This window comes from Vibrio sp. RE86, assembly GCF_013114545.1.
In the GTDB taxonomy this organism is placed as follows: Bacteria; Pseudomonadota; Gammaproteobacteria; order Enterobacterales; family Vibrionaceae; genus Vibrio.
This window is the reverse complement of record NZ_VTXI01000007.1, coordinates 180994-195803: the sequence shown is the minus strand read 5'-3', so window position 1 is coordinate 195803 and position 14810 is coordinate 180994. Positions and strand designations below refer to the sequence as shown.

Below are 14810 nucleotides of genomic sequence, written 5' to 3'. Positions count from 1 at the left end.
CCTCTTTTATTTCATTTGCTCGTCTAAGTTAAGAACCGTAAGCGCGTTACTGACACTGGTTGCAATCACATCAATAACCCCTGTTCTCAATGCGCCAAGCAAAGCCAAGGGTTTACTGTTTTCAGCAGCAATAGCAATAACCTCTGAAATCGGTCTGAACTCTTCAATGCTGAGCCCTATGACACGGTCACTCATGACTGTTTTTGCGGTACCACCGTGAATATCAAAAAAATCGTAACCAGCAAAATCCCCTACTACGCCTTGAAGCATGCGTGATTGAACCACTTCTCCTGCGGTGAACCAGCCAAGGTCGACCATATAACTGTTTTCACTCATATCGCCGATGCCCACCAAAGCTACATCCGCTTTACGTGCTAAATCGAGGGTTTGTTTTACAGTCGCGTTCTGCATGAAAGCGAGCTTTTGTTCTCGGTTCTCGGCATAAGCTGGGGCGTAAAGAGTTTCAGAAGTTCCGCCATAAGTCTTAGCAAACTGGCGACATATATGGTCAGCATTAAACATCCCCCCACGAGGGTGAATACCACCGATTCCACATACAAACTTAACGTCACGTTGAGGAATCACCCCCATATGATGCGCGACAGCTGAAACATTTCGTCCTTGACCAACGGTGACCACTGTTCCGTTTTGCAATGTACCTGCCATATATTTAGATACGAGACCTGCAACCTGCAAGCGCTGTTGCTCTTCACTCGGTTGATCGAGTGCAACCAATGCTCGTTTGACACCAAATCGTTCAATTAGCCTCTGCTCTATCTTGGCGCTGAAGACTGGGTGATATTTAACTGTGATCTCAACAATACCCTCATCACGGGCTTGTTTTAGCATCCGCCCTACTTTGGCACGAGAAACAGAGAACTTTTTAGAGATCTCTTCTTGCGTCGCGCCATCTTGGTAATATGAAACAGAAATCTCCGTCAGTAGATCGGTATTGTCGTCTGAAATTTCGTTTTGCACCTTACTCATAACTGCTGCATTCCTACATAAAGAGCTGGATAGAACAAATGTTCAAGGGTGTAGCATATGTCATAACGCAAAAAAACTCTATCATTTGCTCACTATGATTACATTTTCTCAGAGTAAAATGCATACAGACTAGAACACCACCAACCCTTACTGCACCTAGCCAAACGTTTAAATAGCTCACCAGCGATAGAGGGACGAAAAAATAGTTGATGAATGTCACTATAACCTCATCTGAGCAATTGACATTAAGCCTGAATGAGTTAAATATGGAGCCATCATTTACTCAACGTCAGAGCATATGTTCATTACAATTGCTTAGACGGTGAAAATTTTCGGGCTAACTGATTTTCAAGGGTTGATGTCTCCTTGAGCAAATTAGTTACCACGCTTGCAAATGCACAACTCATATCTACTTTAGATATGATGGCTTATTAAATAGGATGATCGAAATGAGCAACAAGTTAGAGCAACTTCGTAAACTAACGACTGTAGTAGCAGACACTGGTGAAATTGATGCAATCAAAAAGTACCAGCCAGAAGACGCAACAACTAACCCTTCTCTGATTCTTAAAGCGGCTCAAATCGCAGAATACGCTCCGCTTATCGATGCTTCAATTGAATACGCTAAAGCGCAAAGCTCTGATAAAGCACAACAGGTTCAAGACACTTGTGACATGCTTGCAGTAAACATCGGTAAAGAAATCCTGAAAACAATCCCAGGCCGTATCTCTACTGAAGTTGATGCTCGTCTTTCTTACGACACTGAAGGCAGCGTTGCTAAAGCACGTCAGCTAGTAAAAATGTACAACGATGCTGGTATCACTAACGATCGCATCCTAATCAAACTGGCTTCTACTTGGGAAGGTATCCGCGCTGCTGAAATCCTAGAGAAAGAAGGCATCAACTGTAACCTAACGCTTCTGTTCTCATTCGCTCAGGCTCGTGCTTGTGCTGAAGCCGGTGTATTCCTAATCTCGCCATTCGTTGGTCGTATCATGGACTGGTACAAAGCGAAAGAAGGTCGTGACTTTGAAGCTTCAGAAGATCCAGGTGTAATCTCGGTAACTGACATCTACAACTACTACAAAGACTACGGCTACAACACGGTTGTTATGGGCGCAAGCTTCCGTAACATTGGCGAGATTCTAGAACTTGCTGGTTGTGACCGTCTAACTATCGCTCCTGCTCTTCTAGCTGAACTAGAAGCAGCTGAAGGTGAAGTGGTAGAGAAGCTAGTTGACTCTAAAGGCTCTAAAGAGCGCCCTGCTCCAATGACTCACGCTGAGTTCCTATGGGAGCACAACCTAGACGCAATGGCAGTTGAGAAAGTTGCAGAAGGTATCCGTAACTTCGCCGTTGACCAAGGCAAACTAGAAGACATGATCGCAGCTAAGCTGTAATCGCAAAGAATTAAAAAAGGGGAACGTTTGCGTTCCCCTTTCAATTTCCAATCCAATATTTAAATTTGAAATCGGTATTCATTATGGATCGTAAAAATCTAGCTAATGCAATTCGTGCTCTAAGCATGGACGGCGTACAACAAGCAAACTCTGGTCACCCAGGCGCACCTATGGGCATGGCTGACATCGCTGAAGTTCTTTGGCGTGATCACCTAAACCACAACCCATCAAACCCAGAGTGGGCAGACCGCGACCGTTTCGTTCTTTCAAACGGCCACGGCTCAATGCTGATTTACTCTCTGCTTCACCTAGCAGGCTACGAGCTTTCTATCGACGACCTTAAGAACTTCCGTCAACTTCACTCTAAGACTCCAGGTCACCCAGAGTACGGTTACGCACCGGGTATCGAAACAACAACTGGTCCACTAGGCCAAGGTATCACTAACGCTGTTGGTATGGCGCTTGCTGAGAAAACTCTAGCAGCACAATTCAACAAAGAAGGCCACGACATCGTCGACCACTTCACTTATGCGTTCATGGGTGACGGCTGTCTGATGGAAGGTATCTCTCACGAAGCATGTTCTCTAGCAGGTACGCTAGGTCTTGGTAAGCTGATCGCTTTCTGGGATGACAACGGTATCTCTATCGACGGTGAAGTGGAAGGTTGGTTCTCTGACGATACGCCAAAACGTTTTGAAGCATACGGCTGGCACGTAATCCCAGCAGTAGACGGTCACAACGCTGAAGCGATCAACGCAGCAATTATCGCTGCTAAAGCAGACCCACGCCCTACTCTAATCTGTACTAAGACTATCATCGGTTTTGGTTCACCAAACAAATCTGGTTCACACGACTGTCACGGTGCACCACTAGGCGCTGAAGAAATTGCAGCGACACGTAAACAACTTGGTTGGGAGCACGGTCCTTTTGAAATTCCGTCGGAAGTCTACGCAGAGTGGGATGCGAAAGAAGCAGGCGCAGCTAAGGAAGCAGCGTGGAACGAGAAACTTTCTGCTTATGAAGCAGCACACCCCGAGTTGGCGGCTGAGTTTAAGAGACGAGTAAACGGTGAACTTCCAGCACAGTGGGAAGAGAAAGCAAACCAAATCATTGCAGATCTGCAAGCAAATCCTGCAAACATCGCATCACGTAAAGCGTCTCAAAACGCACTAGAAGCGTTCGGTGCTATGCTACCTGAATTCCTAGGCGGCTCTGCTGACCTTGCACCTTCTAACCTAACTATGTGGTCTGGTTCGAAGTCTGTTTCTGCTGAAGATCCAGCGGGTAACTACATCCACTACGGTGTACGTGAATTCGGTATGACTGCAATCATGAACGGTATCGCTCTACACGGTGGTTTCGTACCATACGGCGCTACTTTCCTAATGTTCATGGAATACGCTCGTAACGCAATGCGTATGGCTGCTCTGATGAAAGTTCAGAATATCCAAGTTTACACGCACGACTCTATCGGTCTTGGCGAAGATGGCCCAACTCACCAACCAGTTGAGCAAATCGCTTCTCTACGTCTGACTCCAAACATGAGCACATGGCGTCCATGTGACCAAGTTGAGTCTGCAGTGGCTTGGAAACTGGCTATCGAGCGTAAGGACGGTCCAACGTCTCTAATCTTCTCTCGTCAAAACCTTGCACAGCAAGAGCGTAGCGAAGAGCAAGTAGCAAACATCGCGAAGGGTGGTTACATCCTGAAAGATTGTGAAGGCAAACCAGAGCTTATCCTTATCGCAACAGGTTCTGAAGTTGAGCTAGCAGTAGAAGCAGCGGCACAGCTAACAGCTGAAGGTAAGAAAGTACGTGTTGTATCTATGCCTGCAACTGACGCATTCGACAAGCAAGACGCAGCTTACCGCGAAGAAGTACTACCTTCAGACGTAACTGCACGTGTTGCTATCGAAGCGGGTATTGCTGACTTCTGGTACAAGTACGTTGGTTTCGACGGCCGTATCATTGGTATGACAACATTCGGCGAATCTGCACCAGCAGGTGAGCTATTCAAGATGTTCGGTTTCACTACAGAAAACGTAGTAAACACAGCGAAAGAGCTTCTAGCTTAATCACTGAGCCTTGATATGAAAACGCCCCGCTAGATTAGCGGGGCGTTTTTTATCTATGTCATTAAAACGGCAGGCGAAAAACGCTATTTCTCTTCAAACCTACGAGCAAGTTGATAGAACTCTTGGACTTGATCTTTCAAATCACGAGAATGCTCTTTCACTGAGTGTGTCGCGGCAAGGTTTTGCTCAGCGGTTGAAGCGATTGATTGAATATGAAGATTTACATCACTGGTCAACTGACGTTGCTTATCTGCAGAGCTTTCCACCGATTGCATTAGCACGCTCATTGACTCCATCAAGGCTTCAACTTCTGAGAGCTTTTCAGTACTCACCGTAGAAGATTCACCACACTTTTCAGTCTGCTCACGGTTAGCGAGAATATCTTGCTGCCACCCTTCAATAGTCTGCAGCATTGCATCTAGGCTTTCTTTAATTTGTACCGTCGCTTTCGATGTTCTTGCTGACAAGGCACGGACTTCATCGGCCACAACCGCAAAGCCTCTGCCTTGCTCACCAGCCCTCGCCGCCTCTATCGCAGCGTTCAGTGCTAGTAAGTTGGTCTGTTCCGCGATACCACCGATCTCTTCCATCATTTTGTTGACGTTTTGTGCTTGATCGCTCAAGTGATAAGTTGTTTTAGTTGCCTGCTCAGCTTGTTCGCTCAAGCTTTCTAAGTTTTTCTGCGTCGACTCTAAACTCTCTTTCGCACTTGCACAGGTCTTTAAGGTGACATCGACAATTTGATGCGCCTCTTGCGAGCTTGTCGAGACTTCATTAGCCGTAACTTCAACTTCTTCCGTCGCCCCTCTCACTTGGAGAATGTCTTTGGTTTGTTGATCTAATGCCTCTGACACTTGGCTAGACGTTGAATTAAGGTCGTCGGCAAGCATCTGAAGTGGCTGAGCCGAATCGGTCATTCGACCAAGCACAGTGCGAATACGCGCAGACAGCAGTTTGAGGTGGAAATCCGCAACAGAGAACTGCGTGTTACCAGAGAAGATTAAGCGGCTGACGCTGTCATACTCAGATTGAAGCTTTTTAAGCTGTAGTGGCGTGTCCACCAGCTCTTGACGAAAGAACAGAGCCAAAGTAGCAAGTGGCATTGCACTTAATGCCAAACCTAGTGTGCCACTGACATCAAGTAAGCTAGAAGCCAAGGGTGCAACGACTGAGGCAGCCAACAGCGCATAGCGAACAGAAGATGGAATACTTAAAGAGAAACCAGAGCCTGACTTTTCCGCTTTGATTAAGCCTTGGTATGCTTTATCGGCAATATCAACCCACTCACGTTTAGGCTTAACACGAACCGACTGATAACCCACAACCTTATTGTGTTCAAAAATTGGCGTGACATATGCATCAACCCAATAATAACCACCTGACTTAGTACGATTCTTTACGATACCGCGCCAAGCCTTGCCCTCTTTAATGTTTGCCCATAGATCGGCAAAGGCCGCTTTTGGCATGTCAGAGTGGCGAACTATATTGTGGTTTTGACCAACTAACTCTTGTTCAGTGTATTCAGCGATACGGCAAAAGGCTTCGTTGCTGTAGGTAATAACACCTTTCAAGTCTGTGGTTGAAACAAGCTGTTCGCGTTCGTTGAGAACGGTTTCACGATTGGATGATTGGCTGACAGTCATTTTATAAACTTTTATAATTCTTTGTGGCGGAGAATATAAACAAAAACGCAAGTTATGACAAAAGATTAACAGATATTTTTATTAATACTTTTATATTATCTAGTTTACTCTCAATAAGTGTAGTTCAGTTCAACGAAAATGAGGCAATTGAAGCTAGTAGTACCTTGCTGAACTCCTTTAGCCCTTTACTCTTGCCCATTTCCCCTTACAATTGTGCCAAGTTTGAATTTCAAGGTTAATCCTATGTCTATCCAATGGTTTCCGGGCCATATGCACAAGGCTCAAAAAGAGATTGCTGAAGCGATCCCTCAAATAGATGTCATTATTGAGGTGCTTGACGCTCGTATTCCTTTTAGTAGCGAAAACCCAATGATCGCTGAATTAAAAGGCGATAAGCCCGTTGTTAAAGTGCTGAATAAACGTGATTTAGCCGATCCTGAACTGACTCAGCTTTGGATTGAGCACTTCGAAAAAGAGCACAATGTAAAAGCCATTGCGATTACGACTTCTCAGCAGCATGAAGTCAATCGAATTATGGAGCTGGTACGCAAACTTGCGCCGCACCGTGAAGAGATTGGTAAAAACATTCGCACTATGATTATGGGTATCCCGAATGTGGGCAAATCAACCATTATCAACGCTCTTGCTGGCCGTACTATCGCGGTAACAGGTAACCAACCTGCCGTCACCCGTCGTCAGCAACGTATTAACCTACAAAACGGCATTGTACTTTCTGACACGCCGGGGATTTTGTGGCCGAAAGTTGAAAACCCGCACAGTGGTTTCCGCTTAGCTGCAACTGGCGCAGTAAAAGATACCGCAATGGAGTACGACGAAGTGGCGTTCTACACTGTAGAGTACCTTGCAAAAGCGTACCCTGAGCGTTTAAAAGAGCGTTATCAAATCGAAGAGCTACCAGAGAGCGATATCGAATTGATGGAAGAGATCGGCAGAAAGCGTGGCGCTCTTCGTTCTGGCGGACGTGTTGACCTACATAAATGTTCTGAGATCCTTCTTCACGAGCTACGCAGTGGTACTCTTGGTCAAGTGACACTTGAGCTACCCGAGATGATCACGCAAGAACTGATCGAAGTCGAGATCGAAGCAGCACGTAAAGCAGAAGAAAAAGCGAAGAAGAAAGAGGAACGTCGTAAACGCTACCTCAAAAACAAACGCTAATATTACGAGCTACTCTATTAAGGCAGTCATTGAGGCTGCCTTTTTTAATGCCCTCACACTACAACTTTTATTATAGTGTAACAATTGAAATGAACGAGAGATTTTTATGGGTATCCCAGCCAATATCATTACCGGCTTCCTTGGCACAGGTAAAACAACCGCTATTCTAAACCTGCTTAAAAACAAACCAGACAATGAAAAATGGGCTGTTCTAGTCAATGAGTTTGGCGAAATTGGTATTGATGGCGCCATGATGACTGACCAAGGGGCGATGATCAAAGAAGTCCCTGGTGGTTGTATGTGCTGTGCCGCTGGTGTTCCTATGTCTGTGGCTTTGACTGCACTACTTCGTACCAAACCTGATCGCCTTATTGTCGAACCGACGGGGCTTGGCCATGCACATAAAGTCTTGGCAACATTGACCTCTGCTCAGTTCGCTAGCTATATCGACTTACAAGCGACAATCGGTTTAGTAGACCCGCGCAATCTCTCCATTCCGAAATATCTCGAAAACCAAAACTTTACTGACCAACTCGCGATATCAGACATCATCATTGGTAACAAGGTGGATCAGTGCCACGTCAGCGATATCGATGCCTTCAACGACTGGGTGACCGACCAAAACCCACCTAAGATTTTCAGCCAACTGGTTAAGCAAGGCGATTTTCCTATTGATCTTCTTGATATGCCGCGTCGTGAGCGTGCTCCTTCAACCAGTGAAGTTGAACAGCATCACCATGAGCATGCCGAAGAAGAGCCACAATTTCAGCTGCCACCAAATCAAACGTATATCCGTAAAGAGAACCGTGGTCAGGGCTACTTTAGTTGTGGTTGGATTTTTGGAGCGGAAGTCGAGTTTAACTTTGATGATCTATTCTCGGTATTGTCTGATTTAACGGCAGAACGTGTGAAAGGCGTGATGAACACAAGCAACGGATGTTTCGCTTTTAACGTTAGTAATGGTGTTGTGTCGGTAAATGAGATGTCTTTAGAAGGATTCGAAAGTCGAATCGAAGTGATTGATAGCCAACCACTGCCGTGGGATCAACTTGAAGATGTATTGAAGCGCATCTCTAATCTGGATTAATTTGTTACACACGACAAGAGGCGCACTCGTAGTGCGCCCTATCCCTCGTAACTCAATCGTGAGTATGCGAATCAGGAAGTCATTATGTTGCGACCTGATGTTACACGAGGCTTTCATATAATGTGTTTGAATCCATCCAAATTGTAGGTAAGGCGATATTTCCTCCATGCGGGTCGGTTCAGATTGCCTTACACCTTAACTATGGTTCAAAACGGCGATTATGCAAGGTGCGAAGCGCCATATTTGTCCCAATAGTGTGACAAGGCTCCACGAAATCATCCCTACACCACCACTCCCATCGTATCTCTCAATTTTGGAAATCAATATTCCATTCTTATCGCTATAGTTACGTCTAGACAGGCGTATAATTTCAGATAAACCCATCAATCATACTAATTTCTTACTCTTTTCATGCAGGAGTTTGCCAATCTATGACCAAGAGAGAAAAATTAAAATACTCCTTACTCGCGAAAGTACCTAAGGATGCAATTAACCAATTTCTCTCTAAGGATAAAACGCCCCTCTCTGTTCTAATTTTATCGCTGATCGTTGGTGTTTTGGCAGGCCTTGTCGGCACCTACTTTGAAATTGCCGTCCATTTCGTATCTGAGACACGTACAGAGTGGCTTAAAGACGAAGTTGGAGGTGTTATCCCTCTATGGCTGATGGCCTTTGGTATCAGTGCTGCTCTCGCTTTTATTGGTTACTTTCTTGTCCATAAGTTTGCCCCAGAAGCGGCAGGTTCAGGTATTCCTGAAATCGAAGGGGCGATGGATGGGATTCGTCCTGTCCGATGGTGGCGTGTCATCCCGGTAAAATTCTTTGGCGGTATGGGCGCACTGGGCTCTGGTATGGTATTGGGTCGAGAAGGACCCACCGTTCAAATGGGCGGCGCGATTGGTAGAATGGTCACTGATATTTTCCGAGTAAAGGATGATGACACACGCCACTCGTTACTGGCCTCTGGCGCGGCTGGCGGTCTTGCGGCGGCGTTTAATGCCCCACTCGCTGGGATTATGTTTGTCGTTGAGGAGATGCGCCCTCAGTTTCGCTACTCGTTGATCTCTATTCGCGCCGTTATCATCTCTGCGGTATCAGCCAACATAGTCTTCCGTTACATCAATGGACAAGACGCCGTCATCACCATGCCTCAATATCAAGCGCCAGAACTCGAAACACTGTGGCTCTTTCTCCTTCTTGGAGCGCTATTTGGCGTCTTTGGTGTCGTCTTCAACCAGTTGGTTACGATGTCACAAGACCTATTTGCTCGATTACATAAAAATGATACCAAGCGCTTTCTACTTACTGGGACTTTGATCGGCGGGTGCTTTGGTTTAATGCTGCTCTATTTACCTGAAGTGACTGGCGGTGGTATCGGTTTAATTCCAACCATCACCAACGGTGGTTACAGCGCTACGTTACTACTTCTGCTTTTTGTTGCTCGTATAGTGACGACAATGATCTGTTTTGGCTCGGGTGCACCAGGCGGTATCTTTGCCCCTATGTTAGCGCTGGGCACTCTGTTTGGTTATGCTTTTGGCTTAATTGCTCAGAGCTTACTTCCAGAGTTAAACATCACCCCTGGAATGTTTGCGATTGCAGGAATGGGGGCACTGTTTGCTGCAACTGTCCGCGCACCGATCACTGGTATTTTGTTAGTTATAGAGATGACCAATAACTACTACTTAATTTTGCCATTAATCATTACTAGCCTTGGTGCGGTCATCTTTGCTCAGCTACTCGGTGGACAACCCATTTACAGTCAGTTGCTTCATCGAACTCTTAAAAATGAGAAGTTAAGACAGAAAGATCTCCCTTCTGACCCTGTTTGATGTTTGCACGCTTAAGGTGCGACTTGCTATGATCGCCGGGAAAAATATCGCTCAGATATTTGTTCTGGTTAGTATTAATTCTATCGCTCGACCAAATAAGGATAATTTCGTTGAACTGGAAACGCTTTACTCAATTCCAGAGTGTTCCTCCATCACAAGCTGCTCTCGCGCTCGGGGTTATTGGCCTGGGTCAAGCATGGGCTTTGTACATCCCTGAAGTGGGTGAAGTCATTCGTCCTTATCTCGCGGCGTTAGGCGCAGTACTGCTTTTTCCGGTTCTCGTTAAATACCTGACCAACTACAACACTTTCATCACGGATATTCGCCATCCGCTCAGTGGCAGCTTAATGGCGCCAATGAGTATGGCTTTGCTGATTCTTTGTGACTACCTTGCAGTAATATCGCCACTCATCGCCTACCCGCTTTGGTTTGCTGCGCTACTACTCCACTTCACGATGATGACGCTGTTTTTCACCTTCCAGCTGATGAACTTCAAAATATCGAACATTGTACCGAGTTGGTTCTTATACCCCGTCGGGATGATCAGTAGCTCGCTTGCGGGCACCCAGTTTGGCCACACCGTCTTTTCCGAAACCTTGGTTAGCGTCTGCATCACGATCTACTTCTTTATGCTGCCATTAGTGCTCTATCGGTTGCTATTTGAAGGCACGTTAAGAAAGCGAGCGAAACCGACGTTGGCTATAATGGCTGCTCCCATCAACCTTACCCTCGCGACGTATTTGGTTAATTTCCCCGACCCTGACCCTATTTTGACAGGCGCGCTTGCGGGGATTGCGATCACAATGACACTACTTATCTATTTGTGTTATATCCGTCTGATGCGATTGAAGTTTCAGCCCTCTATCGCTGCCGTTACGTTCCCATCCGTCATTAGCGCAATTGCAATGCACAGACTGACCTCTTTCTTCGAGCAGTATCACCCTCATTGGCATTGGCTGCATAACTTTGGCTTATTCGAATTGTCAGTCGCGACTGGACTGGTCGTTTGGGTTGGCGTTGGATATGTAAAAATGTACTGGCCAGAAGTGGTAGGAAAGGAGAAAAGCACGAGTGCATGCAAATAGAAAAACTCTATAAAATGCAGGAAATTCGTTAAAATTAGACTCCCAAAAGCGTAAATAACTCTCAAATATCTAAAAGTGAGTATATTTTTGTTTGCATATTAGCGCAAGAAAATAGCCTTTCTTATTAGACTTATTACCAAACAAAATTCATATATAGCTAAGTCAGCTGGCAATAATAATCTTACAAACCAAAGGCTAACTATTATGAATATGTTAACGGCACATCCGCGCTTACCGAAATCCATCGCTAACCGCATCGATTATTACGTCTCTGACCTCATTAATAAAAAAGATAATGGTCGAAATTTAGTAGTAGGACAAAAACCGGGCCACGATGATATTTCCCTACAGAGCAACGATTACCTTGCTCTTGCTCACCACCCAGAGATCATCAATGCGCACGTTAATTCACTACTCGCGTGTAAAGATACTTCGTTCATGTCTAACGTGTTCTTACAAAGCGATAGCCTAGATAAAACGGTCGAACAACGCCTTGCAGACTATACGGGCTTTCAATCTTGCACCATTGCGCCATCGGGCTGGATCGCAAACACTGGATTGCTTCAAACCATTTGTGATTCTGATACTAATGTCTACATCGATTTTTTTGCCCATATGTCCCTTTGGGAAGGCGCGCGCGTTGCTGGTGCCAATATTCACCCTTTTATGCACAATAACGTTCGCCACCTAGAACGTACAATTAAGCGCAATGGCCCCGGCATAATCTTGGTCGATTCGATCTACAGCACCATTGGTACTATTGCCCCACTCGCCGACATTATCGCTGTTGCAAAAGAGTATAATTGCGCCATCGTTGTTGATGAGTCTCACTCCTTAGGGACTCATGGGACACATGGTGCAGGCTTGGTTGAGCATCTTGGATTGACCCACCATGTTGATTTTCTTACTGCGAGCTTGGCTAAAACATTTGCTTATCGTGCAGGTGCCGTGTGGTGCAACAATAAAACCAGTGAAGTGCTCCCTTATGTGTCATTCCCTTCCATATTTAGCTCGGCAATGATGGCCCCTGAGTTAGATCGTATCGACAAGACACTGAGCGTGATTGAAGAGAGCGATGAAGCCCGAGCACAGTTAATGCGTAACGCTGAAATGGTTCGCTCAGGACTGAAAGATATCGGCTTTGATATTCGAAGCGAATCGCAAATCATAGGGCTGGAAACCGGAGAGAAAACCAACACTCGCCAGGTCAGGGATTTTTTTGAAGATAATGGTGTGTTCGGCTCAGTGTTTTGCACACCCGCAACGCCTGACCATAAAAACGTTCTTCGCCTATCACTCAATAGTGCGTTGACACAGGCGAACATTGATAAAATCTTAACCGTTGCTGACGCAGCCTTCCATCGTTCGGATTTTCACTTCATTTAAAAGCATGCCCCTCTCGAATTTGAGAGGGGCATAGATTTAGATGTAATGTGATAGTTTGTCTAGCAAGTGTTCTTTGTCGACTGGCTTAATTAGATAGTCGTTCATTCCAACGAGTTTAATCTTTTCAAGGGTCTCTTGGCTATTGTCTCCAGTATGGCCAACAATTGGGACGTCCTGATAAGATTGGGATGAATTGCGAATTGAGTCAGCCGTATCAAAACCATTAAGTTTAGGCATTTCAATATCCATCAAAATCAAATCAATTGATTCATTATTTAGGATCTTAAGCACCTCAACGCCATCATTTGCATGCGAAACTTGATAACCTTGTTTATTGAGCAAGATAGTGGTGAGCTGCCTCATCGATTCATTGTCATCAGCGATCAGAATCCGCTTCCCCATCACGACTTGTTTTTTAGGTATTACCGATCTGTCGGGTTCGTTTCGGCCAAACATGAGGTTGTTAATCACCAAGGTGGCATCTTCTTTTAAGCACACTTTTTCAATGGCATAAATAGATAAGAAACGGCTGAAGCGACTGTGGTAATGATGTTTTGGCTCGAAAAGAAGAACGATCTTAGCTTCGGTGAAATGAAGCTTCTCTTCCAGCGATAGGTACTCGGCTTCGCTACAACTGTCTAAATCTAACAAGATCAAATCGTATTCAAATTCATACTCTTCTTTCTCTTGGGCAGCAGAGAAATCAAGCTCAATCAGCTCTGCCCCACAGTAGAAGACAAACTCGTTTAAGCGCCTTTGGATATCGCTATCATCGCCGATATATAAAATCGATTTTGTGCGCAATATTTCTTGCTTGATGGCCAGTACTTCAGGTGATCGACGCCTTGGAAACGTTAAAGTAAACATCGTCCACTCTCGAATCAACGAGTCACATTCAATATGACCACCGAACGAACTCATAACACGCTGACAAAACGGTAAACCCAAGCCATAACTTGACGCCTTACCCGAGGTATAGAAATCTTGGAATATGTACTCCAATTTTTCAGGGTCTATGCCTACCCCATTGTCTTCAAAGTAGAGGTAGTTACCTTCACTGTCTGCATTCACCGTGATGGTCACTTTAAAGTCATCACTACTTTGATAGTAAAGAGCATTCTTCAAAAGGTTATATATGGCGTATTTGAGCAGAGTATCGCTCCCAAAGAACTCAAAATCTTCTCCGATATTCAATGTGACTGACTCTTTTGCGTGCTCGCTAGCAAATGAGTAGCTGTTTATGGCCTCTCTCACTACAGACTCCATGGAGTGCAACACAAAAGTGGATCGAGATACCCGATTTTCATCAATTGAAGTCAGTAGCAAGTCGATTGTTTCGTTTCCTGAACGAATAACTTCATCAGCACTGGCTAACACTTCGTTCATTCGGCCAAGATCCTGCCGAGACAACTCAACATTATCACTATTGGTTGTTTTAGCCGTCGGCAGTGAAGCGCTCAATACATCCAACGAAGTTTGAAGAGCACTCAGAGGATTTCTCATTTCATGCGCAATCCCAGCACCAAACGATTTTGCAATCGACACTTTGGCTTCATGCTCAACCTGGTTTCTAAAGTAAAACAAATTACCGAAGATGTAGGTGAACAAGAAGATTGGAATATAGGGCCAAATAATAGTGATGCCATCATGAAACATGGAACTATTCAGACCATAAGCACAGAAAAACGCAGCAACAACCGAGAGTGTCGCTTGTAATAGCATTACGCGAGTTTCATGAACCAATAAGATATGAAGGAAGATTGAACTCATAAACGACATGGCCCACACCGTTGACCAATCATTCATAAACATCATAAACGAGAAGAAAAAGGGCAAGCATATCGCGATCGTTAGCAAGTAGTAGTGTGGCAAGAAACGCTTGAGCGTATTCGGCAACCAATGCCTGAGCGCTAAGGTTAAGAGTAGCAAGGCACAAAAAAGCCTTAACAGTGCATTTTCATAGGGTTGTGGGTACAAATAGCCCCATACAAAATAGTAGGCAGGAAAGCCTATCGCGCCCATCCACCCGACTAACGAGAGGTTAGGCTCCGCATATTGATAGATCTTCCTAACTACATCCATGTACTCTAGCCACTATTCGCATGTTCTTGTTATCTGCTTTCAAACGCCTTAATG

At 45.1% G+C, this 14810-nt stretch carries 10 protein-coding genes; 7 read left to right on the top strand and 3 right to left on the bottom strand.

The annotated features are described in order from the left end of the window. Nucleotides 1-6 precede the first annotated feature (6 nt). Nucleotides 7-987 (bottom strand): sugar-binding transcriptional regulator, encoded by a 981-nt coding sequence (locus F0231_RS09465; protein WP_171759475.1) that lies wholly within the window; start codon nucleotides 985-987, stop codon nucleotides 7-9. 449 nt (nucleotides 988-1436) lie between these two features. Here F0231_RS09465 and tal point away from each other — a divergent pair, with 449 nt between their 5' ends. Both tal and tkt read left to right on the top strand, forming a co-directional pair. Continuing rightward, the gene (gene tal, locus F0231_RS09460; RefSeq protein WP_171759474.1) at nucleotides 1437-2387 is read left to right on the top strand and encodes a transaldolase; all 951 of its coding nucleotides are present in this window, start codon (nucleotides 1437-1439) and stop codon (nucleotides 2385-2387) included. Between the two features lie 83 nt (nucleotides 2388-2470). After that, nucleotides 2471-4462, top strand: coding sequence for a transketolase (gene tkt, locus F0231_RS09455; RefSeq protein ID WP_171759473.1), 1992 nt, complete (start codon nucleotides 2471-2473; stop codon nucleotides 4460-4462). Between the two features lie 83 nt (nucleotides 4463-4545). Here the strand turns inward: tkt and F0231_RS09450 are convergent, their stop codons facing one another. Then, complete coding sequence (locus tag F0231_RS09450) at nucleotides 4546-6105, bottom strand: PAS domain-containing methyl-accepting chemotaxis protein (protein WP_171759472.1); 1560 nt, start codon at nucleotides 6103-6105, stop codon at nucleotides 4546-4548. 243 nt (nucleotides 6106-6348) lie between these two features. Between F0231_RS09450 and ylqF the strand changes: the two genes are divergently transcribed. The 5 genes from ylqF (at nucleotide 6349) to cqsA (ending at nucleotide 12674) form a co-directional block, all read left to right on the top strand. Beyond that, nucleotides 6349-7284, top strand: a complete 936-nt coding sequence (ylqF, locus tag F0231_RS09445) for a ribosome biogenesis GTPase YlqF (protein ID WP_171759471.1) — start codon at nucleotides 6349-6351, stop codon at nucleotides 7282-7284. A 106-nt stretch (nucleotides 7285-7390) separates the two neighbouring features. Further along, the gene (locus F0231_RS09440; RefSeq protein WP_171759470.1) at nucleotides 7391-8371 is read left to right on the top strand and encodes a GTP-binding protein; all 981 of its coding nucleotides are present in this window, start codon (nucleotides 7391-7393) and stop codon (nucleotides 8369-8371) included. Between the two features lie 431 nt (nucleotides 8372-8802). Continuing rightward, nucleotides 8803-10203: a H(+)/Cl(-) exchange transporter ClcA gene (gene clcA / locus F0231_RS09435; protein ID WP_171759469.1), complete on the top strand. Its 1401-nt coding sequence runs from the start codon at nucleotides 8803-8805 to the stop codon at nucleotides 10201-10203. 110 nt (nucleotides 10204-10313) lie between these two features. After that, complete coding sequence (locus tag F0231_RS09430) at nucleotides 10314-11288, top strand: TDT family transporter (RefSeq protein ID WP_171759468.1); 975 nt, start codon at nucleotides 10314-10316, stop codon at nucleotides 11286-11288. Nucleotides 11289-11492: 204 nt separating this feature from the next. Continuing rightward, on the top strand, nucleotides 11493-12674 hold the full coding sequence (gene cqsA, locus F0231_RS09425; protein ID WP_171759467.1) for an alpha-hydroxyketone-type quorum-sensing autoinducer synthase: 1182 nt from the start codon (nucleotides 11493-11495) through the stop codon (nucleotides 12672-12674). Between the two features lie 36 nt (nucleotides 12675-12710). On the opposite strand, the gene F0231_RS09420 is transcribed toward cqsA, so the two are convergent. Further along, a complete protein-coding gene (locus F0231_RS09420) occupies nucleotides 12711-14756 on the bottom strand; it encodes a hybrid sensor histidine kinase/response regulator (protein ID WP_171759466.1) in 2046 nt (681 codons plus the stop codon). Nucleotides 14757-14810: the final 54 nt, after the last annotated feature.